Origin of the sequence: Rhodococcus sp. NPDC060176 (assembly GCF_042728675.1) — a bacterium.
In the GTDB taxonomy this organism is placed as follows: domain Bacteria; phylum Actinomycetota; class Actinomycetes; order Mycobacteriales; family Mycobacteriaceae; genus Rhodococcus_F.
In genome coordinates, this window is the sequence record NZ_JBHWYS010000003.1 from 524,386 (window position 1) to 547,014 (window position 22,629).

Genomic DNA, 22,629 nt, shown 5'->3' on the forward strand with positions numbered 1-22,629 from the left:
CGCACCACGGTTCGGCTACCGTCGGAGTGTGCGCTCAGAATCTCGTCGATCAGATATCCAGACCTTCCATGTCATGGATGTATGGAAGGCCGCGACCGAACGTCAGCGGACACATGGTGACGTTCTGACGTTGGCTGCCGGTCAACCGTCGACGCCCGCTCCCGCACCGGTACTACGTGCGACGCGAGAGATTCTCGGCACCGAACTACTCGGATACACCGAGACTTTCGGGATCCTGCCGCTGCGCGAAGCTATTGCGCGCTACCACAGTGAGCACTCGGGAATCGCCGTCGACGCCGAAGACGTGGTGGTGACGACCGGTTCGTCCGGGGCGTTCACCTTGCTCTTCCTCGCCGCGTTCGACGAGGGCGACACCGTGGTGGTTGCTCGCCCCGGATATCCCGCGTACCGCAATACCCTTGCCGCTCTCGGCTGCAACGTCGTCGAACTCGACTGCGGGCCGGCAACTCGATACCAGCCGACGGTGGAAATGCTCGAGGCTTTGCCGTCGCCGCCTGCCGGTCTGATCGTCGCCAGCCCCGCAAATCCCACGGGCACGGTGATCTCGCCCGAGGAGCTCGCTGCATTGGCGACGTGGTGCGAGCAGCACGGCACCCTTCTGATCTCGGACGAGATCTACCACGGCATCGGGTACGGCGATCAGCACACGTCGAGCGCCTGGGAGACCTCGCGCGAATCAGTTGTGATCGGCTCGGTGTCCAAGTACTTCTCGATGACCGGTTGGCGACTCGGGTGGATGTTGGTGCCGACGTACCTGCGACGCCCGCTGCAGAGACTCGCGTCGAACATGACGGTGTGTCCGCCCGCGATCTCGCAGTACGCCGCGATCGAGGCGTTCTCGGACGAGGCGAAGGTCGAGTTGGACGGGCACGTTCAGCGATACGCAGTCAATCGTGAACTGCTGTTGACCGGACTGCCGAAACTGGGCATCACGGAGTTGGCTCCTGCTGACGGCGCCTTCTACGTCTACGCGGATATCGGCCATCTGTGTGGCGACGAGGGCGCCACCGCTTGGTGTGCGCGGTTGCTGACAGATACCGGGGTCGCGTTGGCGCCCGGAATCGATTTCGACACCGTCCACGGAAACCGGATGGTCAGACTTTCGTTCGCGGGCGCGACAGCCGACATCCAGGAGGCGCTGATTCGCCTCGAGAAGTGGCTCGGGTAACAAACAGCAGGGTCTTCGAGCTGTTTCGCCATGCGGAGGTGCCCTCTGCTGGCACGATGTCGTGGTGTCTTCTGCAGCTACGCCCAAGGGCGAACGACGTCGCCAAGCTCTGGTGGCGTCCGCTGCTGAACTATTGCTGGAAGGCGGGTTCGACGCCGTTCGTCACCGAGCGGTGGCAACCAGGGCCGACCTTCCACTGGCTTCGACGACGTACTACTTCGACTCACTCGACGATCTGATCGCGTGCGCCGTCGAGCTCAACGGCAACGCCGACATGGAAGCAATGCGCGCCAGAGTGGCTGCGGTGACCCAACGTCGGCGGGGCGCCGAATCAACGGTCGAACTGTTGGTCGAACTGCTGCTCGGCGACGAAGAGAAGCGTCCGGAGAGCCGCGAGCGTTTGATCTCGCGCTACGAACGATTCGTCGCGTGTGCCCGTCATCCCGCACTTCGTGACGTGCAGTTGCGCCTACGCGCCCAGCTCGACGACCTGTTGACCGATGCGCTTCGACGCTCGGGCCGCTCGGCTCCCGAGGGGCAACTGCGTCGTCTCGTCGCGATGGTCGACGGCGCGATGATCACGGCTCTGGGGGAGTACGACCCGGACCCACGGGGGTTGGCCAGGGGAATGCTCTTGGAATCGATCGACGTGATGGCGCCGCCGGTCTAGCTCGGTCACTATCGGGGGTAACAGCACTGCTTGGCCCCCGTTAGACTGAGGCCTCGTGAGCCGCATCCCGAATGTCCTTGCCAACCGTTACGCCAGCCCCGAGCTTGTTGCTCTGTGGTCTCCCGAGTACAAGATCGTGCTCGAGCGTCAATTGTGGGTGGCGGTGTTGCGTGCGCAGGCAGAGTTGGGCATCGACATTCCGGCCGGCGCCATCGACGACTACGAGCGCGTCATCGACAACGTCGACCTCGAGTCCATCGCGGACCGCGAGCGGGTCACCCGCCACGACGTGAAGGCACGCATCGAGGAATTCAATGCACTCGCCGGTCACGAGCAGGTCCACAAGGGCATGACCAGCCGTGACCTCACCGAGAACGTCGAGCAGCTGCAGATCGTGCGTTCACTCGAACACGTCTACAACCACGGCATCGCCGTCGCCGCCCGCCTGGGTGAGCGCGCTGCCGAGTACTCGTCCATCGTTATGGCCGGACGCTCACACAACGTCGCAGCTCAGGCCACCACCTTGGGCAAGCGTTTCGCTTCGGCCGCCGACGAGCTGCTGGTAGCACTGACGCGTCTGCGCCAGCTGATCGACCGCTACCCGCTGCGCGGGATCAAGGGCCCGATGGGTACCGCTCAGGACATGCTCGATCTGCTCGACGGCGATGCGGCCAAGCTCGATCAGCTCGAAGCGAAGGTCGCCGAGCACCTCGGATTCGCGCACGTACTGACCAGCGTCGGCCAGGTGTACCCGCGTTCCCTCGACCACGACGTCATCTCCGCGCTCGTCCAGGTCGGCGCGGGACCGTCGTCGTTTGCACACACGATCCGCCTGATGGCCGGCCACGAGCTGGTCACCGAAGGCTTCCAGCCCGGCCAGGTGGGCAGCTCGGCGATGCCGCACAAGATGAACACCCGCTCGTGCGAGCGCGTCAACGGACTGCAGGTGATCCTGCGCGGATACGGCTCCATGGCAGCCGAGCTCGCGGGTGCACAGTGGAACGAGGGCGACGTCTTCTGCTCCGTCGTGCGTCGCGTCGCTCTACCGGACGCGTTCTTCGCGATCGACGGCATGTTCGAGACCTTCCTGACCGTGCTGATCGAGATGGGTGCCTACCCGGCCGTCATCGAGAAGGAACTGACGCGGTACCTGCCGTTCCTCGCCACGACGCGCGTGCTGATGGCTGCCGTGCGCGCCGGCGTCGGACGCGAGACCGCGCACGAGGCGATCAAGGAGAACGCCGTCGCAGTTGCACTGGCGATGCGTGAAGAGGGCAAGGAGCCCGATCTGCTCGATCGCCTCGCCGCCGACGACCGTCTGCCGCTCGACCGCGCCGCACTCGACGAGGCTCTGGCCGACAAGGCAGCCTTTGTCGGCGCCGCGTCTGCTCAGGTCGACGCCGTTGTCGCCGAGGTCCGGAAACTTGTCGATGCCAACCCCGAAGCTGCGGCATACGCGCCGTCGCCGATTCTGTAAGGGCTACGCCCCCGTGCGCCTTTCTGGTAGTGGTGACTACCAAAAAGGCGCACAGGGGCGGAGACCATGGACTGCATCTTCTGTTCCATCATCGCCGGTGAGGCCGAGGCGAGTGTCGTCTACGACGACGCGAATGTCCTTGCCTTCATGGATATTCGGCCGTTCACGTCCGGTCATCTCCTGGTCGTGCCCAAGCGTCACGCCAGCGGATTGTCCACGCTCGACGCCGACGACGGTGCCAGGATCTTTGCGGTCGCGCAGAAGATCGCCGCGGCGATGCGTACTGGGCCTCTCCCCATCGACGGAGTGAATCTGCACCTCTCCGACGGAGCTGTTGCGGGGCAGGAAGTCTTCCATGTCCACCTGCACGTCATTCCGCGAAATCGCGGCGACGGCTTCGGCCTGCGTGCACTACCTCGCACACCCAATCGGGCAATTCTCGACAGCACGGCTGCTGTCATTCGCGACGCACTGAACTAGCGGTTCACCCGGTGCGGGTGATTCGCGCCGAGGTTTCTCCCCGCACCATCTGGTTATGGCCGACATCGAACTGACGTATTCCTCCGGAGTTGTCCCCAGGGACGGAGAGCTTCCCGCTCGCGAAAACATCGCAACGGTGTTCGACGAACTCGACTTCCAGACAGCAGTGCAGGCGTACTTGTGGGCCATCCCCATCGTGTCCTGGGCGCAGTGGATGGACGTGCATACCAACATCTTCGGAGCAACTGCGTCCGATATCGTCGTCTACCGCTCATATCGTGACCGACTAGGCCTGATCACCGCCAACGCGACGACGCCGTACATCTTGAATTTTTTCGATCTCGGTACAACGGGTCCGTTGGTGATCGAGTTGCCGCCGGGGCCGACCGCCGGGGGCATCGCAGATTTCTGGCAACGAGAATTCGCGGTGCTCGGTGAGATGGGCCCCGATGCAGGCAATGGCGGCAAGACCCTGGTAGTCGGCCCAGACCAGAGTGCCCAGGACACAGGTGAATACACCGTTGTCCACTCCCCGATGATGCACATCATGTTCGGCCTCCGCACGCTCGATCCCGACCCGGTGCGCTCGGGCGAGTTGGTCGACGCCGTCCGGGTGTACCCCTACTCCGATCGCGAGAATCCGACTCCCACACGACTGGTCTCACCGGACGGCAAGCCCTGGAGCGGAATTCAGCCGCGGGACCTTCGGTACTGGGAACTTCTGCACGACATCGTGCAGGACGAACCTGTCGAAGAGCGCGACCGGTTCCCGATGGCGTGGCTTCGGCAGCTGGGGATGGAGAAGGGCAAACCGTTTGCCCCGGATGATCGCTTGCGGAAGATCTTGCAGCGGGCAGTCGAAGTGGGGGAGGTGTTCGCTCAGGCGAATGCGTTTGTCAAACGCTTCCCCGGTTCGCGTTACTGGCCGGATCGTCAGTGGGACTTGGCGATTGTTCTCGACAACTCCGCTCAGCGAGGCGGCAGCTATGACGAGTTCTACGAACGCGCGTCGTGGTTCTACGAGGCAGTCAGCTTCTCCCAGGCGATGAAGAGTACGACGCCTGGACTCGGTCAGGCATATCTGGGTAGTTACTCCGACGCCGACGGCAACTGGTTGGACGGCGGAAACAGCTACACACTCCACGTACCTGCCGATGTCCCGGCAAAGCTGTTCTGGTCCGCGACGGTCTACTCGATCGACACGCGGTGCCTGATCGACAACGAACAAGGGCGAGGCGACCGTGGCTCGCGAGATCCCGATCTTGTTGTCAACGACGATGGTTCGGTAGATCTCTACTACGGACCGACTGCTCCGGAAGGGAAGGAATCCAATTGGGTTCAGACCATTCCGGGTCAGCACTGGTTCTCGTATTTCCGCTTCTACGGACCTCTCGAACCTTATTTCGATCGAACGTGGAAACTGGGTGACATCACGGCGGCCTAGATCGCACGCACCCAGATCACATGCCCTGAGATCGTACCTATTTCACGGACTGCCGATCAGTTCGACGACGGAGTCCAGAAGAACACTGCGCCAGCACAACCAGTCGTGGCCACCGTCGAAAATTCGGTACGACACTTGCGCTCCGGCTGCCTCCAGCGCCCGGGCGACGGCTGCGCTGTGCCCGACCATGTCGGCCTCGTGCTTACCTACTTCGAGGACAACGCGTAAGCCGTCCGGTGCACCGTCGCGCTCGACGCGTGCGGCTATGTCTCCACCCGGCGGACCGTCCTCCCCGCGCTTCAATCCGGTCGGCCACCAGAATGAACCGGACCCACTGGCGACCAGCGCGAAGTGTTCGGGGAATTCGAGTGCTGCGAACATCGAAGCCAGGCCGCCGAAGCTCTGCCCCGAGACCACGTTTCGCGTTCGATCAGACGAGAAGGGTGTGACGGCGCGTACTTGCGGGAGTAGTTCGTGGACGACTGCGCTCCAGTATTCGCGGTTGCACGGCAATTCTTGCGAACGGCGTTGATTGTCAACGGAATCGATGGCCAGCAGAACGCAGGATTTCAGCTTGCCGGTCTGGACCGCACGATCGAAGGCGGCGCCGGCAGGCATGACCTCGGCCCAGTGGCGCCCGTCGAGAAGTATCACGAGTGGACGTTCTTCGAGAGGTGTCAATCCGTCGTCGACGGTCTCGTAGATCCACACCGGCCGCTCGACGCCCAAAGTCGAGCTGTTCCAGTTGACCTCCACGAAATTCCTGAAAGCCGGAGCATCCCAGCCGAACTGGACCGGCGCCGAGGGCATCTCGGCGACGGAACGTCTTGTGTCCACGCCCGCGGAGAGCGGATTGAGTGGGTCGGCAATGCGGTATTCGAGCAGCCCCAACCAGCGGGCACGGCGGGTCGTGTCCTCCTTGCCTGCTCCCGGATAGTCGAACTCGTCGACTACGGACTTCGGTACCGGGATGATGCTGTAACTGCTGCGCCAGGTGTTCGAGACTTCGGCGGTGTAGAACCACACCGGACTGTCGCCGATCCGCTGCATGACGCTCAGTTGTTCCGCGTGATGGTCGGTCAGCGAATTTGCATCCAGGTAGACGCGCTCGATCTCCGTCTCCTCGGGCTGACGCCAGAAGAAGGTGACGCGAACAGTCTGTGTATCAACACTTTCGATGATCGGCGTGCCTTGTTGCACTATCCGATTCCAGGACGTCTCGATGTCGGGCGAGGCCGCGAGGGTAGCGGACAATTCAGTCACCGCCTGAGTTAGCATGAGCACAGCCTAACCTAATTCGATGGGCTTTGAATTCGAGGAGTGGTCCGCCAGTGGGCGTCACAATGAAAAAATCGCGCACCTTGAAGGTGCTCTCCGCAGTCTTGGTGGCAGGGTTCGCTCTCGCCGGGTGTAGTTCTGCGGATGCAGATTCCGATCCTGATTCGGCTGCATCGCAGGGTAATTGGCCGCGCACGGTGGAGACACCGAAAGGGCCGGTGGAGATTACGTCGAAGCCGGAGAGGATCGTCTCGACCAGTGTGACGCTGACAGGCACGCTGTTGTCGATCGACGCACCGGTGGTGGCTACCGCATCGACCGGACCGAGTACCGACGTGTCGGATGCGCAGGGGTTGTTCACGCAGTGGGGCGGCATAGCAAAAGAACGCGGACTCGCCGTGTTGCCGATGGGTGGCGCGAACGCGGAATCCGTTCTGGCTCAGAACCCGGACCTGATCGTCGTCTCGGCGACGGGAGGCGACTCCGTCGTCGATCTGTACGAACAGTTCACGGCCATCGCTCCGACAATCGTGGTGGACTACGGCGGAAGCAGTTGGCAGGAAGTAGCCGCTGTGCTGGGTGAAGCGACAGGTCTCGAAGACAACGCCGCGGCCACGGTCGCGAAGTTCGACAGCGCAGTAGAGGCCGCCCAGGCCAAGATCACACTTCCCCCGCAGCCGACCACTGCGCTGGTCTACTACGAGGACGGCAGCGGTGCCAATATCTGGACGCACGAGTCCGGACAGGCGAAGTTGCTTACGGCGATGGGTTTCACGGTCGCCGACATTCCAGAGTCCGCGAAGAGCAGTGAATCGATGGGCAAGCGTAAGGACATCATCCAGGTCTCGGCCGAGAATCTCTACGACGGAATCGCGGGCAACACTCTGATCTTGGTCAGCGCCGACGACGGTGCGGTGAAAGTGGTCGAGGGACTGCCCCTGTTGGCTCAGCATCCGGCAATTCGTGATCATCATGTCTATGCCGTGGGACTCGATACCTTCCGTCTCGATTACTACAGTGCAACCAATATGGTGAACCGGTTGGTCGAGCAGTTCAGCTGATCCATAAGTACTAGTACCTCCACTCCGAACTAGTCCTTTGGTAGTAACCGAGAATCGAACATTCCCTTCACGTTCGTCGAATGTGTGACCAAGTGGTGTGGGCATGCCACCATGAACGTCAATCATCGGATGCGGAATGGGGAGTGGATGTTCGACTCGGCTGGTCAGAATGCCCCGGGGCAAGCCCTGGCATCGCGAGGCTGGGGACGTTTCAGCCTGAGCAACCCGGCTACTGCGGCCGTGATCGTCGGTCTGTTGAGCGTGCCCTGGGTATTCGGCCTCGCCAGTCTCAAGTCGGAATCCGAGACGAGCAATCGAGTACTGAGCGATCCGGCAACTGTTGTCGGCATCATGGGTTTCCTGACGGTGTTGACGATTGTGGCGTGTACGCGCCGTCGGTACCCGATCGCGTACTACCTTCTGACGTTGGCAGGATCCGGCGGGTTGATGCTCTTCCTCGGCAGTCGATCGCTTGGGGCCACACCGCTTTTCTGGTTCGCGATCATGGCAGTATCCATCCGGGTGACAGGCATGCGCCTGGTCGGACTGTTGGTCCTCGGAATGGCGATGGACGTGATCATGGCGATGTATCTCACCGAACGGGACGGGCTGACAGTCGCCGAGGTTCAGGTGGGGGAGTTGCCTCACTTGTTCCTCGAGCCGGCGGCAAATACCGTGACGAGTTTTCTGGTCGTCGCAGCCATGGGAAAGATCGTCGCGCGTCTGCGAAAGCAAGCCGTTGAGAACAGTCAGGCTGTAGCCGATCTGCACCGGGACCGCGAACGCAAGATCGCGAATGCCGTTGTCGCCGAACGGCAGGACATGGCACGCGAGTTGCACGACGTCGCGGCTCACCACATGACCGGCATGATCATCCAAGCGCGTGCCGCCGACAAGTTCTTCTCGAGCAATCCCGAACAAGCGCAAGCCCTGCTGGGCGGCGTCATCGAGCAGGGTCAGCGGGCCCTCAACAGCTTGCGGCAGATCGTGGGGATCCTTCGCCTGGGTGAAGAAGACCCCGATTTCCCGACGCCCATGGTCTCCGACATCGACGAGTTGGTCGATGACTGCAGGCGCACCATCTCGTCGATATCGCTGGAGAAAGTCGGCCGCTTCGACGACCTGGACAGTGGAGTTCAGTTGACCTGCTATCGGATCGTGCAGGAAGCGTTGTCGAACGTCCTTCGCCATGCGCCGGGCAGTGAGTCGAAGGTGTGTCTGAGCCGAGAAGCCGGCGCGGTGAGGGTGCGGGTGATCAATACTCTCGGAAATTCTCGCCCGGCTTCCGACGGGCAAAACCTCGGAATTGTGGGAATGCGCGAACGCGCGACGCTCATGGGTGGTCAACTGGACGCCGGACCGAATTCGGAAGGTGAGTGGGCTGTGCAGGCACTGGTGCCGGTGAACGGGAGGATCAACGCATGATCGATGTCCTTATTGCGGACGACCAGCAGGTGGTGCGGCAGGGGTTCGAGCTGTTTCTCTCCGGACATCCCGAGATTCGCGTAGTCGGGCATGCCAAGACGGGAGTCGAGGCGTACGAGCAGGTGCGTGCACTGCGTCCGGATGTCGTACTGATGGATATCCGAATGCCGCACGGCGACGGGTTGACTGCGACCAGGGAGGTTCTTGCCGAGTTTCCGGCGACCCGCGTCATCGTGATCACCACGTTCGATCTCGACGAGTACGTTTTCGAGGCGCTCGACAGCGGCGCCGCAGGGTTCTTGCTCAAAGACGCCGATCCCGAAGAGCTCTCGTCGGCCGTGTTGACCGTCGCCGAGGGTGGCTCGGTGCTTTCACCGAGATTGACGTCGAGACTGATCGTGGAGTTCGCGAGGCGCAAGCCGGCACCGATGTCCTCAGCGCGCTCCGGATCGGATCACGGTCTCAGCGCGCGTGAAATGGATGTGGTGCAGTTGCTGTCACAAGGCTTGGGAAACAACGACATCGCAGATTCCCTCAGCCTCGAGCAGAGCACGGTGAAGTCGCACATCAGCAACATCTGCAAGAAGCTACAGGTGCGAACCCGGGTGCAGATCGTCATCTGGGCGTACCGAAACAACGTGATCGCCGTATCTCGCTGACGCACGGGACGCTGCGCATCCGGCACGGCACGGGCAGACAAGCACAGTGCCCCGGGTTCGGCCCCTCGTCGAACCCGGGGCATCTGTGTCGCTCAGCCCAGCAGTTTGGCTTTGAGCGTCATGACCGTCGCCGGGCTCAGGCCCAGGCCCTCGGTCAGATAGCGATCGACCGACCCGTAGGTCTGGTCCAACTGGGCGAGGCCGGCATCGAGATAGCTTGCCTCGACACCCAATAGAGGCTCCATGTTGACGGCCATCTGCTCGCCCAAGCTCGCCGCGATGCCCGCGCGCGTGGCCTTCATGCCCTCGGCGGTGTACTCGTTTGTCAGCAGGTAGTCGTTCACGATCACCGAGCGGTCGACGCCGGCGATGCTCAGTAGCAGAAAGGACGTCCAGCCGGTGCGGTCCTTACCTGCAGTGCAGTGGAAGACCTGTGCACCTTCGGTTTCCGCGAGGCCGGTCAGCAACTGCGCGAACCCGGCTCGCTCCGTCGCTCCGGTGACGAAGGCGCGGTTCATGTCCTGCATCATCGAACGTGAGTCCTCGGGGGACTTGATCTTCGCGACCATCTCGGCGATGTTCCCGGACAGGATCGGAATGTTCTCGTACGCAACACCGTCGGGCAGAACGTCCGGCTTGCTGGCGATCTCGGGTGCCGTGCGCAGATCGTAAACCTTTGTCAGTCCAAGCTTTTCGAGAACGCTCATGTCATCGCCCTTGGGCGTGATCGCGTTCGCGCGGTAGAAGACTCCCTTGTTCACGGGCAGACCGAAAGTTCCCGAGTATCCGGCGCCGGTGCCTGCGACATCGCGGAAGTTGTCGATCCCGGTCAGCCGGGGGGCATCTGGAGTTTGCTCGGCACTGCCGAAGCTGCTGGAGCCTAGATCCAGTGAGCCGAATTGTGGAGCCGAGGGGGCAGGTTCGGCCTGTGCGATCGAGGCGCCGAAACCGGTGAAGAGAAAGCTACTGGTCAAGGCAATGGCCGCGGCAGACCGTAGTGAGCAGGTGCGCGTGGATCGGGACATGTGTGAGCCCTTCGTCGAGCGGTGAGAGTGGCGAATCGATGAGGTATCGCGAAGGCAAGGTAGCGAGTTCGAGTGTCCGATTCGAGAGGAATCTTGCTTTGCTCCCTCTCAGTGGGAGGCGTGCTGCTCTGAGCGTGAGCAGCTCGGGAGGCGCAGTTCATTCCTCGAGACCTGTGTTTGTGCACACTCTCGCCGCCCTGATATTGGTTAGCCTCACCAAATCATCCGGGGTAGTCCGGTGCGTTCAGATGGAGTTCAACATGCGGGTTCAAGGTCTGTCGCGGTTTCGCCGCGCAGTGGTGATCGGTGCAGCAGCTGCGCTGGCGGTCGGCGTCGCCGGCTGCAGCAACTCGGAGGAGGCGTCGTCCGAATCGTCGACGACAGCCGCGAGCTCGCAGACCCGTGTCTTCGAAGCACAAAACGGATCCATCGAGATCCCGAGCGAACCGCAGCGGATCGTGGCCTGCGGATACGCAGTTCTGCCGCTGATTCAGGCGGGAGCGAACCTGGCTGCGGTATGTGAGTGGACCCGTGAACTCGGCAACATGGACGACAAGACCAAGGCCGCTTACGAAGCTCTGCCCAAGGTCGCGCCCGACGGCAACGTCTCCCAGCTCAACTACGAGGGAATCGTCGCTGCCGAGCCCGATCTGATCATCATGGGCGTTCCCGCTCGAGTCGAAAGTCAGTTGGACATGGCTCAGCTCGAGGCTGCTGCTCCGGTCGTCTTCCTGGGGCCGACGGTTCCCGCTGATTGGCGAGTGCTGGGCGAGCAGTTCGCCGACGCCGCCAATGTTTCCGACACCTACGGTGAGTTCAAGGGCGAGTACGACGCTCGCACCGCCGAATTGGCCGCGAAGTACAAGGACAAGCTCGGCTCGGTCACCTTCGGAGGCGTGTGCAACGTCTGCAAGCCCGAGGCTGGAACGTTCTCCCGCGAGTACGCGTCTTCGTACACAACCAACCTCTTCGACGGACTCGGCCTGCAGTTCCCCGGCACCCCTGCCGACCCGGCTGACGTCCACGTCGAACAGGTATCCATCGAGAAGATCGGCGAGAATCTCGGAAATGTCGACGTGATCGTCTACGGCCTCAACGCCGACGGCTCGATGTCTCCGCAGCTTCAGGAACTGGTCAATTCCGAGCTGTGGAAGGAACTGCCCGCAGTGAAGGCCGGCAACGTCGTCCAGGTTCAGCATTCGTTGGCAGCGACCTATCAGACGGCTCTTCTGACGCTGGATTCGATCGACGAGGGCCTGTCGAAGCTGCCCGCAAACCAGTAGTTCATCGACTGTGACGGTGGCCTCTCGCCCAGTGGCGAGGGGCCACCTGCATATCCGGATGAGCAGGGCGGACAGCTCTCCGAACGGCGAGGACGCTCACCTGTCCCGGCTACCGGGGTTCTGTACGAACTGCGAACGCCCGATAGGGTGACCGGGTGCGTCCTACACTTGATTCCTACACTCATCTGGCCGGTGGCAAGGTCCGCGACCTTTACACGATCGACGACGAGCATCTGCTGCTTGTCGCGAGTGATCGGATCTCGGCCTACGACCACGTGCTCAGCACACCGATCCCGGACAAGGGCCGCGTTCTCACCGCGATGAGCGTGTTCTTCTTCAACGTCCTCGGTGGCACCAACCATCTGGCCGGTGAGCCCGACGACGATCGCATCCCGGAAGAGGTGCTCGGCCGGGCTCTCGTCGTGCGCTCCCTCGACATGGTTCCCGTCGAATGCGTCGTCCGTGGCTTCCTCACCGGCTCCGGCCTGGTCGACTACAACAACACCGGCGCAGTGTGCGGCGTCGCGCTGCCCGAGGGCCTTGTCGAGGCGTCGCGGCTGCCCGACCCGATCTTCACGCCGGCGTCCAAGGCGGCTCTCGGCGATCACGACGAGAACATCAGCTTCGAGCAGGTAGTGGAGAAGGTCGGCCTGAAGCTGGCCGTGCAGCTTCGCGAGGACACTCTCGACGTCTACGCCCGCGCCTCCAACTTCGCGGCCGATCGCGGAATCGTCCTCGCGGACACCAAGCTCGAATTCGGTCTCGACTCCGCGGGAAACCTCGTGCTCGCCGACGAGGTGCTCACCCCCGACTCGTCCCGCTACTGGCCCCTCGAAGGTTACGAGGCAGGCAAGGTGCAGCCCAGTTTCGACAAGCAGTTCGTCCGCGACTGGCTCACGAGCCCCGAATCCGGTTGGGATCGAAGCTCGGACACGACTCCGCCGCCGTTGCCGCAGGAGATCGTCGATGCGACTCGCGCTCGCTACATCGAGGCGTACGAACGCATTTCCGGGTTGTCCTTCGACGATTGGGTCGGTCCCAGCGCATGAGCCTCGTCCCGCCGGTCGCAAAGAAGGTCCCCACCGAACGTACCCATCACGGACACACGTTCGTCGATGACTACGAGTGGCTGCGGGACAAGGACAATGCCGAGGTAGTCGCGTACCTCGAAGCCGAGAACGCGTACACCGACGAGCAGACCGCAGCTCTCGAGCCGTTGCGCGAGAAGATCTTCCAGGAGATCAAGTCGCGGACGCAGGAAACCGACATGTCGGTACCCACACGCATGGGCAAGTGGTGGTACTACTCGCGCAGCGTGGAAGGCAAGTCGTACACCGTCCAGTGCCGGTGTCCCATTGCCGGTGAGGACGACTGGACTCCCCCCAACCTGACGCCTGGCGTCGAGCTGGCCGGCGAGCAGATCCTCATGGACGGCAATGTCGAAGCCGAAGGGCACGAGTTTTTTTCGCTCGGCGCGTTCTCCATCAGCGAGGACGGCACGTTGCTGGCGTACTCGGTCGATATCGTCGGCGACGAGCGGTACACCTTGCGGTTCAAGAACCTCGAGACCGGCGAAATGCTGGCTGACGAGATTCCCGACACCGCACCCGGTGCCACCTGGGCAATCGACCACAGTCACGTCTTCTACATGACCGTCGACGACTCCTGGCGTCCGGACACCGTGTGGCGTCACAAGCTGGGAACGCCGCAGAGCCAAGATGTTTCGGTCTTCCACGAGCCCGACGAGCGTTACTGGGTATCCGTGGGTTCGACTCGCAGCGAGAAGTACCTGATGATCTGGGTCGGGTCCAAGGTGACCAGCGAAGGCTGGATGCTGGAATCGGCGAATCCGGAAGGCGACTTCCGCGTCATCATCCCGCGTCGCGAAGGCGTCGAGTACGGGGCCGAACACGCGGTGATCGGGGGAGAGGACCGCTTCCTCATCCTCCACAACGACGTCGTCGACGGAGTCAAGGCCGAGAACTTCGTGTTGGTGGAAGCTCCGGTATCGGATCCGACGAACATGACGACGCTGATCGAGCACAGCGCCGACGTTCGTCTGGAAGAAGCCGAAGCCTTTGCCGGGCACCTCGTCCTGAGCTACCGCCGCGAGGCTCTCACTCGGGTTGCCGTATGGCCGTTGACGGGTGACGGGTACGGCGAACGTCACGAGATCGACTTCGACGAAGAACTGTTCAGCATCGGGATGGGGTCCAACCCGGAATGGGCGCAGCCCACCATCCGGCTCGGCTTCACGTCCTTCATCACTCCCGGGCAGGTGTACGACTACTACGTCGCCAGTGGTGAACTGGCACTGCGTAAATCGCAGCCCGTTCTCGGTGACTTCGATGCGAGTAATTACGAGCAGCGCCGCGACTGGGCAGTGGCCGACGACGGCACCCGCATTCCACTCTCGATCGTGAGGCGCATAGGTGCACCCGAAGGTCCCGCGCCGTTGTTGTTGTACGGCTACGGTTCCTACGAGGCGAGCATCGACCCGTCGTTCTCGGTTGCCCGGCTGTCGTTGCTCGATCGCGGTGTCGTTTTCGTGGTTGCGCACGTGCGCGGTGGCGGCGAGATGGGCCGTCACTGGTACGAAAACGGCAAGACGCTCACGAAGAAGAACACCTTCACCGATTTTGTCTCTTGCGCAAAGCATTTGATCGACACCGGAGTCACAGCCGCTGATCGTATGGTTGCCGACGGCGGTAGTGCGGGCGGACTGCTGATGGGCGCTGTCGCCAACCTCGCTCCGGAACTGTTTGCCGGCATTCTCGCCAACGTTCCGTTTGTCGATCCGCTGACGTCGATTCTCGATCCGTCGCTGCCGTTGACGGTTATCGAGTGGGACGAATGGGGAGATCCGCTGCACAACAAGGACGTCTACGACTACATGCGCTCGTACAGCCCGTACGAGAACGTGGAAGCCAAGGACTATCCCGCGATTCTCGCAATCACGAGCATCAACGACACCCGTGTCCTGTATGTGGAGCCGGCCAAGTGGGTCGCAAAACTGCGGGCCACGAAGACCGGTGACGCTCCGCTGCTTCTCAAGACGGAGATGAGCGCCGGACACGGCGGTGTCAGCGGTCGTTACGAGAAGTGGAAAGAGGTCGCGTTCGAGTTCGCCTGGGTGCTGGACACCGTGGGCGCGAACTAGCTTCTGTATCAATCAGGTTCGGTGACTATCAGGTTCTGCGGTAACGAACCTGAGGGCGCCCAGCGCGCCCGTACTCGGTCTCCCGGGTGAGCATGCCGTCGTCTGCCAATTTTTCGAGGTAGCGCCAGGCTGTCACCCGGGACACTCCGACCGAGGCTGCCACCTCTGCCGCAGTCACAGGACCTTCCGAATTCCGGACGGACGCAGCGACGAGTCCGAGCGTTTGAGACGCAAAGCCTTTCGGTGCCGCTGCTCGATCGTCGGACGTTCGCAGTGCGGACATCGCGCGGTCGATGTCGTGCTGGCTGACCGCAGACTCTCCGGCGGGAAGCGCTGCACGATATTCGAGGTAGCGCTCGAGCTTGTCGCGGAACGCTGCGAAGGTGAACGGCTTGAGGAGATAGAGCACGATCCCGCGAGCGACGGCGCTTCGAACCACCTCGAGATCTCGCGCCGAGGTGACCGCGATGATGTCCGGACTCGGGCGCAACCCACCGAGGGCGGAAGCCACGTCGAGGCCGCTGGCGTCGGGCAACCCGATGTCGAGCAGGACCAGGTCGATGGGCTGGTCGGTTGCGTTCGCCGCCGTAACTGCACGCACGGCGGCGTTCCCGGAATGAACCACACCGTGGACCACGAACTCCGGCACGCGTTCGACGTACGAACGGTGCGCCTGCGCGATCAACGGTTCGTCGTCGACTATCAGGACGCGAATCATCGGGGTGCTTCCGCTTCGCGCAGCGGGATGCGGACCACCAGCATCGAGCCCATCGCCGGTTCACTGGACAGCGTGCCGCCGTGCCGTTTCACCACTTGAGAGACCAGTGCGAGTCCGAGTCCACGAGAGCCGGATTTTGTGGAGTAGCCACGGCCCTTGGCCTTTTCGAGAGCTTCGGGTGTCATTCCCGGGCCGCTGTCGGCAACGGCAACAACCATCATCGAATCCTCTTCCATTACCGTCACTTCCACCCACGGAGACTCGCTCGCGCGCGATGCGTCAATAGCATTGTCCACGAGATTGCCGACCAGCGTGACCAACTCGCGTGCATTGAGTGAAGGCACGGGACCGAGTGCGGTGTCTTCCGTGATGGTCAGGTCGACCCCGCGTTCTGCCGCTTCGCTCATTTTTCCGAGCAACAGTGCGGCCAGCGCCGGCTCGTGAACCGCATTCATCAGACGATCGATCAGCTGCTGAGACACCCGCAATTCGTTGGTGGCGAAGGCCACTGCGTCTTCGTTTCGCCCCAACTCGACCATCGTGATAATCGTGTGCAGACGATTTGCGCTCTCGTGCGCTTGCGAGCGAAGCGACTCGGCAAAACTACGCACCGAATCCAATTCTCCGAGGACGTTCTGAAGTTCGGTGTGATCGCGAATTGTCAGCACGGTGCCAATTCTGTTGCCCTCCCACTCAACCGGGTGTTGGTTGACCACCAGCACGCGCTTGTCGGTGAGGTGCACTTGATCCTTGGCGGGCGATGCGTCGTCGACTCGCAAGGTCTCGGGGATGGACGAAAGCGGGACAGGTCCTTCCGGCAGGTCGAGGAGTCGACGTGCTTCGTCGTTGACGATGTCCACTTTCGCGTCCTTGCCCCGGCCTCGGCCGATCACCACCAAACCCTCACCGATGCTGTGCAGGACGGCGTCGTGGTGCTCGAACATGGTGCGGAGTTCGTCGGGAGCCATTCCCAGGGTCTGTCGCCTGATTCGCCGACTCACCAGAAGCGAACTCAAGAGCGCGGCAAGAAGACCGCCGGCAGCAACGAACAGGATGACCGGAACACTTTGGGCGAATTGCTTGCTGATCTGTTCGCGGGTGACACCGGCAGAAACCAGACCGACCAGGGTTCCGCCGGAATCGTAGACGGGAGTGACTGCGCGGATCGACGGCCCCAGCGACCCGGCGTACGTCTCCGTGAAGGTCGCGCCGGCGAGTGCGCGGTCGATGTTCCCGGTGAACAGTTGACCGATCAGTTCCGGGCTCGTGTGGGTGAACCGAGTGCGATCCGGCGCCATCACCACGATGAAATCGACGCCAGTTGCCTGTCGGATTTTCTCGGTCTGTGGTTGCAGAATCGCGGTCGGGTCTGCACTCGTCAGGGCTGCCGCCGTCGAATCCGACAGGGCGAGAGTCTGCGCTATCGAGCTCACCTGCCTGCGGATCGCGTCGTCGCTGTCTCGGCGTTCGTCGACAACCGCGAGCGCTGCTCCCACGCCGATGACCAGCGCCAACAACGCCAATTGCAGGAGCAGGATCTGTCTGGCGACGCTCATACGTCGGCCGGTCTTTCGTTCGACCATCGAGCGCCTCCTGAACGTAATGAACACAAACTTCCGGGTCCACCTGTTTGCAACAAGAATTCTCCACGACTCGAAGTGATCCCGATCACTTCACAGATATCCGATCCAAAGGACACCCCATGAGCAGCACGGCAACAGGGACAGTAGACGGTTCCCCACAGCCCGAGGGCACCAAGGCAAAGCGCGACAAGACGCATTGGCTCTACATGAGCGTCATCGTCGCGGTTATCGGCGGCATCCTCGTCGGTTGGCTCGCACCCGAGTTCGGTAAGTCCGTCGGTGTACTCGGCACGTTGTTCGTCAGCCTGATCAAGATGATGATCAGCCCGGTCATCTTCTGCACCATCGTGCTCGGCATCGGCTCGGTTCGAGCAGCGGCCAAGGTCGGCAAGGTCGGCGGCCTCGCACTCGCTTACTTCATCGGGATGTCCACCATCGCACTCGCGATCGGCCTGGGCGTCGGCAACCTGCTCAACCCGGGCAGTGGCCTGAACATCACGCCCAACGCGGCTTCTGTGGCCAAGCTTGCAGATCAGGCGCACAGCGCCGGCGGTACCTGGGACTTCGTCGCGTCCATCATTCCGACGTCGATGCTGTCCTCCCTCACAGCCGGCAGCGTGCTGCAGACTCTGTTCGTCGCCCTTCTGGTCGGCTTCGCGATCCAGTCGCTCGGCAAGTCGGGCGAGCCGATCCTCAAGGCTGTCGGATACATCCAGAAGCTCGTGTTCAAGATCCTGACGATGATCCTCTGGCTCGCCCCGATCGGCGCCTTCGGAGCCATCGCCAGCGTCGTCGGCCAGACCGGTCTGAACGCCGTCGTCCAGCTCGGAACCCTGATGATCGGCTTCTACCTGACCTGCCTGATCTTCGTCTTCGGTGTTCTCGGAACGCTGCTGCGCGCGGTCACCGGATTCAACATCTTCAAGCTGGTCAAGTACTTGGCCCGTGAGTACCTGCTCATCTTCGCCACCTCGTCCTCCGAATCGGCACTGCCGCGTCTGATCGCCAAGATGGAGCACGTGGGCGTCGAGCGCACCACGGTCGGCATCGTCGTTCCCACCGGCTACTCGTTCAACCTCGACGGCACCGCGATCTACCTGACGATGGCGTCGATCTTCATCGCCGACGCCATGGGACAGCCGCTCGCCTTCGGTGAACAGCTCTCGCTGCTGGTGTTCATGATCATCGCCTCCAAGGGTGCAGCCGGAGTCAGTGGCGCCGGTCTGGCCACACTGGCCGGCGGACTGCAGAGCCATCGCCCCGAGCTTCTCGACGGCGTCGGACTCATCGTCGGAATCGACCGCTTCATGTCGGAAGCGCGAGCGATCACCAACTTCTCGGGCAACGCGGTCGCGACTCTCCTGGTCGGCGCGTGGACCAAGACGATCGACAAGGAACGCGTCATCGAGGTGCTCGACGGGAAGATCCCGTTCAACGAGGCAACGATGCTCGACGACGAGGACGAAGAGGAGCAGCACAAACTCGAGACGGCTCCGACCGGCACCAAGCAGTCGTTTGTGAGCCATCACTAGATCCGTGCGCTCTGCTGAACGTTTGACTGCGCTGCAAGCGCGGAACCCGATCTACGATCAGTGATCCTGGTCGTAACGATGAAAGAGACCGCCGCACCAACCGTGCGACGGTCTCTTTCTGTTCGTGGCCGCTATGTGTACCAGGTCGGTTCAGGAATCTCGCCGGTCAGGTACTGGCTACCGACTTCACGGCGCTTGTACGCGAGCGGATCGTGAAGGGTGTGCGTCCGAATGTTGCGCCAGTAGATGTCCAGGCCGACATCGTTGGAAGTGGCTCGGGCACCGGTCAGTTCGAAGATCTTGTTGCTGATCTCCAAGGACACGTCGGCCGCGCGGAGTTTGGCGGCCGCGATGCGTACGGCGAGGTCGCCGCGAGCCTGCTCGGTGAGGTTTTCGCGAGCAGCGTGGAGTACGGCGTCGGCCTCGCGGCTGACCTGGTCCACGAAGGCCTCCGCTGCCCACAGCTTGGATTGCAAGTCGCCGTAGCCCTCACGGAGGTACCACTCGTCGGTCGCGATTTCGCGGTTGTCACCTCCGTACGGCCATGGACGCGTTCGGGTTCGGGTGTACTCGGCTGCGGTGTCCAGCGCGCCACGGGCGATCCCGAGGTAGAAGTTCGCGAACACGATCTCGATCGCCGGGAAGTTCAGGGTGTTGTAGACGAGGGGTCGGAATTCCTTGTCGACAAAGCCTGCTGCACTTGCCCAGTCGACCTCGACGTCGTTGATCTCGACACTGCCGGAATCGGTGAGGCGCTGCCCGAGGTTGTCCCAGTCTCCGCGGAAGACTATGCCGTCCTGAGCAGTCGGCACGATTGCGAACACATGCGTCGCAGTTCCGTCGATGATTCCTTCGAGCACGGTGAGGTCGGTGACTCGGCCGCCGGTGGAAAACGACTTCACGCCGTTAAATACCAGGGTGTCCCCGCGGTCCACGACGGTGAGGTCGGTGTCTCGAGGGTTAACCGCGCCGCCGAAGAAGAATCGGTTGCTCGTGTACAGCTCCTCGACAGCAGAGATCTGCGGATCGGTTCCGACCAATCTGGCAGCCCAGGCCCACAGGTAGTGGTATCCGAGCAACTGTCCGATGGATCCGTCGGCGCGGGCGATCTCCCGAACCACCTTGTACGCGGTCTCCCATCGCTGCCCGCCGCCGCCGAACTCGACCGGACCCAGCAGTGTCACCAGACCACTGTCCTTGAGTAGCTGAACTTCTCGGAACGGCGGTTCACCGGCTCGATCACGCGCGAGTGCGTCGACGGTGAGGATGTTGCTCACCTCGCGAGCCCGGTCGATCCAGCCCTCGGGTGTGTCGGGAATGCCGACGAAGACTTCGGTTTCACTGGTCACGGTCATGCCTGTACATCCTTTTCTGTCGGTGCAGTCCCGATGGCCCACACGTAAATCGGTTCGGTTCCGTTGATTTCGTAGTCGCCGACAACTTTGGATTTGAAGACGACCGGGTTGTGACTGGCCACGGTGCGGGCGTTGCGCCAGAACCGATCGAGATCGAGGTCCCGGCTCACTCCGGAAGCACCAAGTGCGTCGAAGATCTTGGCCGTGGCCGGCACGACCAGTCCGATCGAGGCGACCTGGCCTCGCCCTGAATCGATTTCGGCCGCGATGTTGGCGGCCTTCTCTTCCTCCGGCGAGCCGGAGAACGCGGCTTCGTAAGCCCATTGGGACGACTGCGCGGCGTGCAGTGCAACGGCCTCGGCTGCAAAGGCGGCAGAGGACACTTCACCGACCACTTGCTGGATCTGTGAATCCTGCGCATACCGTGGAGCGTTGCCGTGACTGAAGGTGCGAGTGCGAGCGGCAACTCGGCGAGAAATCTCGGTTGTCGCAGCCTTGGCGATGCCGGCGAGAGTGGCGAGATGGAACAGTTGATAGAACGCGGTCTGGTATTTGAATCGCGTCGAGAAGTCGAAGATGTTCTCCGGCTGGACAATCGCATTCTCGTAGACGGATGAGCCGGACCCCGTCGTCTGCTGGCCGAAGCCGTTCCAGTCGTCGCTGTGTGTGACACCGGGTTGCCTCGCCTCGACCGCGGCAATCACGAATGCGCCAGTGTCGGTGCGCTGCGAGTACAGGTCGATCCAGTCGGCGAAAATGGAACCCGTGCTGTAGAACTTGGCCCCGTTCGCCAGGAAATGATCGGCATCGGGTGCGGGCGAGACCTTGGTGTTGGCTTCGCCCAATGCAACATCGCCGATTTCGGTCCACGCGTTCCCGACCAACTGTCCCTCGGCAAAGCGTCGGAGCCAGGTATCGCGTTCAGTTCCGGGGTCGGCGACCAGTCGGTCTTCGACAAACGCGAAATGACCGCGCAATGCCTGGGTGATGTTGGAATCGGCGCTCGACAACTCGACCAACAAACGGATCAATTGTGGGATGCTCGCGCCGGATCCGCCGTGCGTGGTCGGCACCCGAACGGCGCCGAAGCCTGCCTTCTTGAGTGCGTCGATCTGTTGGAACGGAAGCACGTGGTCGCGTTCGCGTTCGACGACGGATTGTGCGATGTCCTCGAAGATCGGACGGAATTTCTCTGCCAGTGTTTCGTAGTCGACCTCACTCTTGATCGGATCTGCAGACCGGGCTACGGCATTCGGCGTCAGTGCGGTGGTCATGGGAAGAATGCAAGCTGTAATCACCAGGGGCGTCGATCCTTCATCGCGACCTGATTCGAAGTGTTGTCACTCAGCGCAAATCTCGGTTCGATGGCCTGCCGGGCAGTCGTACCGAAACTGAGTGGTCAGTGCGATTGCTCGTGAAGATGCTCGACGATCCATCCGTTCCATTCGACGGTGCCACCGGAACCACAATCATGTCGGAACGGTTGCCCTGGAGGGCCGGGACGTACGGCCACGCGAAAGTCTCTCGCTCCCAACCGGAGATCGACAGTCGTGCGTACTCCGTCCACCCTCTCGGTGACACTCTCGAGTGCGCCCGAAGCGACAATGTCGGTGGCGCGCCGGACAGCGTGCTCGGCGGCCTGAGCGGCCTGCGACAGCGCTGCCCGGCCGCGCAGGTGCGTCAGGGACAGTTCTCCGTTCAGGTACTTCTCGGCTGCATCCATCGCAGAGTTGCCGTCCAGTCGGCTGAAATAGACTGCGGCGGGCCACGCAATCATGTTGGCGGCGAAACGATCTCCACCGATGTGACTGCACTCCCACACGTCCGCGATCTGGGCCGCGTCCAGCGCCGCTACAACCGGACGGCCGAGTTCGGCGCAGCACGCATCCTTTTTCCCATGTGTGCAGACTCCGAAGAGCGGTTCCGTACGGGAGCGGCCGAAGGCGGACTCCACTCCGGTGGCCATCGATTCGAACGGTAGTGCCGACAGGTTCTCGTATCGGTCCACCGACCCTTCCCTCATCCAGTGGCGCGTGCCGTCCGTCCACGCGAGAACGCACGTCGGGGTGAGGACCTGGCGGTTGCGGGGACGCCGGATCAGCACAACGCGGATACGACCCTGCGCTGAGTAGATTTTTTCGGTGAGCGCGTCTGGCAGAACGTCGTCCGGGGCGGACGCCGGCCAGGGCCCGGGGTGCTCGATCAACACCCACAGATGTGTCATTCCGGCGCGACCGACCATAGGTTCGCCGGCAGTCGACGACTGCCGTGTACAGGCGTGAGGGCGTCG

19 protein-coding genes are annotated in these 22,629 nt (G+C 62.3%); 12 read left to right on the forward strand and 7 right to left on the reverse strand.

The window, feature by feature from the left end; translation table 11 throughout:
• The first annotated feature begins 28 nt into the window (after window positions 1–28).
• The 5 genes from ACFWEM_RS17305 (at window position 29) to ACFWEM_RS17325 (ending at window position 5,260) form a co-directional block, all read left to right on the forward strand.
• Window positions 29–1,189: a pyridoxal phosphate-dependent aminotransferase gene (locus ACFWEM_RS17305; RefSeq protein WP_378535341.1), complete on the forward strand. Its 1,161-nt coding sequence runs from the start codon at window positions 29–31 to the stop codon at window positions 1,187–1,189.
• Window positions 1,190–1,253: 64 nt separating this feature from the next.
• Complete coding sequence (locus tag ACFWEM_RS17310) at window positions 1,254–1,859, forward strand: TetR/AcrR family transcriptional regulator (RefSeq protein WP_003945736.1); 606 nt, start codon at window positions 1,254–1,256, stop codon at window positions 1,857–1,859.
• Between the two features lie 55 nt (window positions 1,860–1,914).
• A complete protein-coding gene (gene purB / locus ACFWEM_RS17315) occupies window positions 1,915–3,336 on the forward strand; it encodes an adenylosuccinate lyase (protein WP_378535344.1) in 1,422 nt (473 codons plus the stop codon).
• A gap of 66 nt (window positions 3,337–3,402) precedes the next feature.
• Window positions 3,403–3,816 (forward strand): HIT family protein, encoded by a 414-nt coding sequence (locus tag ACFWEM_RS17320; RefSeq protein ID WP_378535346.1) that lies wholly within the window; start codon window positions 3,403–3,405, stop codon window positions 3,814–3,816.
• Window positions 3,817–3,871: 55 nt separating this feature from the next.
• Window positions 3,872–5,260, forward strand: a complete 1,389-nt coding sequence (locus ACFWEM_RS17325; RefSeq protein ID WP_378535348.1) for a DUF1254 domain-containing protein — start codon at window positions 3,872–3,874, stop codon at window positions 5,258–5,260.
• A gap of 42 nt (window positions 5,261–5,302) precedes the next feature.
• Here ACFWEM_RS17325 and fes read toward each other — a convergent pair whose 3' ends face one another.
• Window positions 5,303–6,538 carry an enterochelin esterase gene (fes, locus tag ACFWEM_RS17330; RefSeq protein WP_378535350.1) on the reverse strand — a complete coding sequence of 412 codons (1,236 nt, stop codon included), beginning with the start codon at window positions 6,536–6,538 and terminating at the stop codon, window positions 5,303–5,305.
• Window positions 6,539–6,603: 65 nt separating this feature from the next.
• Between fes and fepB the strand changes: the two genes are divergently transcribed.
• The 3 genes from fepB to ACFWEM_RS17345 all read left to right on the forward strand — a co-directional run bounded on the left by fepB (window position 6,604) and on the right by ACFWEM_RS17345 (window position 9,683).
• Complete coding sequence (gene fepB / locus ACFWEM_RS17335; RefSeq protein ID WP_378535352.1) at window positions 6,604–7,599, forward strand: Fe2+-enterobactin ABC transporter substrate-binding protein; 996 nt, start codon at window positions 6,604–6,606, stop codon at window positions 7,597–7,599.
• Window positions 7,600–7,710: 111 nt separating this feature from the next.
• Entirely contained in the window at window positions 7,711–9,024 is a 1,314-nt protein-coding gene (locus ACFWEM_RS17340) for a sensor histidine kinase (RefSeq protein ID WP_378535354.1), read from the forward strand.
• Window positions 9,021–9,683 carry a response regulator gene (locus ACFWEM_RS17345; RefSeq protein WP_378535357.1) on the forward strand — a complete coding sequence of 221 codons (663 nt, stop codon included), beginning with the start codon at window positions 9,021–9,023 and terminating at the stop codon, window positions 9,681–9,683. The genes ACFWEM_RS17340 and ACFWEM_RS17345 overlap by 4 nt, the downstream gene beginning before the upstream one ends.
• Before the next feature lie 92 nt (window positions 9,684–9,775).
• On the opposite strand, the gene ACFWEM_RS17350 is transcribed toward ACFWEM_RS17345, so the two are convergent.
• A complete protein-coding gene (locus ACFWEM_RS17350) occupies window positions 9,776–10,708 on the reverse strand; it encodes a tyrosine-protein phosphatase (protein ID WP_378535359.1) in 933 nt (310 codons plus the stop codon).
• A gap of 248 nt (window positions 10,709–10,956) precedes the next feature.
• Here ACFWEM_RS17350 and ACFWEM_RS17355 point away from each other — a divergent pair, with 248 nt between their 5' ends.
• The 3 genes from ACFWEM_RS17355 to ACFWEM_RS17365 all read left to right on the forward strand — a co-directional run bounded on the left by ACFWEM_RS17355 (window position 10,957) and on the right by ACFWEM_RS17365 (window position 15,151).
• On the forward strand, window positions 10,957–11,991 hold the full coding sequence (locus ACFWEM_RS17355; protein WP_378535361.1) for an ABC transporter substrate-binding protein: 1,035 nt from the start codon (window positions 10,957–10,959) through the stop codon (window positions 11,989–11,991).
• A gap of 155 nt (window positions 11,992–12,146) precedes the next feature.
• Window positions 12,147–13,040: a phosphoribosylaminoimidazolesuccinocarboxamide synthase gene (locus ACFWEM_RS17360; protein WP_378535363.1), complete on the forward strand. Its 894-nt coding sequence runs from the start codon at window positions 12,147–12,149 to the stop codon at window positions 13,038–13,040.
• The gene (locus ACFWEM_RS17365) at window positions 13,037–15,151 is read left to right on the forward strand and encodes a S9 family peptidase (RefSeq protein WP_378535365.1); all 2,115 of its coding nucleotides are present in this window, start codon (window positions 13,037–13,039) and stop codon (window positions 15,149–15,151) included. Before ACFWEM_RS17360 ends, ACFWEM_RS17365 begins: the two co-directional genes overlap by 4 nt.
• A gap of 28 nt (window positions 15,152–15,179) precedes the next feature.
• Here ACFWEM_RS17365 and ACFWEM_RS17370 read toward each other — a convergent pair whose 3' ends face one another.
• Both ACFWEM_RS17370 and ACFWEM_RS17375 read right to left on the reverse strand, forming a co-directional pair.
• Entirely contained in the window at window positions 15,180–15,869 is a 690-nt protein-coding gene (locus tag ACFWEM_RS17370) for a response regulator (RefSeq protein ID WP_378535367.1), read from the reverse strand.
• Window positions 15,866–17,452, reverse strand: coding sequence for an ATP-binding protein (locus ACFWEM_RS17375; protein ID WP_378535369.1), 1,587 nt, complete (start codon window positions 17,450–17,452; stop codon window positions 15,866–15,868). Before ACFWEM_RS17375 ends, ACFWEM_RS17370 begins: the two co-directional genes overlap by 4 nt.
• Before the next feature lie 119 nt (window positions 17,453–17,571).
• On the opposite strand from ACFWEM_RS17375, the gene ACFWEM_RS17380 reads away from it, so the two are divergent.
• Window positions 17,572–18,984 (forward strand): cation:dicarboxylate symporter family transporter, encoded by a 1,413-nt coding sequence (locus tag ACFWEM_RS17380; protein WP_378448841.1) that lies wholly within the window; start codon window positions 17,572–17,574, stop codon window positions 18,982–18,984.
• A gap of 131 nt (window positions 18,985–19,115) precedes the next feature.
• Here the strand turns inward: ACFWEM_RS17380 and ACFWEM_RS17385 are convergent, their stop codons facing one another.
• From ACFWEM_RS17385 to ACFWEM_RS17395, 3 genes are all read right to left on the reverse strand, one after another.
• The gene (locus tag ACFWEM_RS17385; protein ID WP_378535371.1) at window positions 19,116–20,339 is read right to left on the reverse strand and encodes an acyl-CoA dehydrogenase family protein; all 1,224 of its coding nucleotides are present in this window, start codon (window positions 20,337–20,339) and stop codon (window positions 19,116–19,118) included.
• Window positions 20,336–21,613 carry an acyl-CoA dehydrogenase family protein gene (locus tag ACFWEM_RS17390; RefSeq protein WP_378535373.1) on the reverse strand — a complete coding sequence of 426 codons (1,278 nt, stop codon included), beginning with the start codon at window positions 21,611–21,613 and terminating at the stop codon, window positions 20,336–20,338. The genes ACFWEM_RS17385 and ACFWEM_RS17390 overlap by 4 nt, the downstream gene beginning before the upstream one ends.
• A gap of 125 nt (window positions 21,614–21,738) precedes the next feature.
• On the reverse strand, window positions 21,739–22,563 hold the full coding sequence (locus ACFWEM_RS17395; RefSeq protein ID WP_378535375.1) for a sucrase ferredoxin: 825 nt from the start codon (window positions 22,561–22,563) through the stop codon (window positions 21,739–21,741).
• Between the last annotated feature and the right edge of the window lie 66 nt (window positions 22,564–22,629).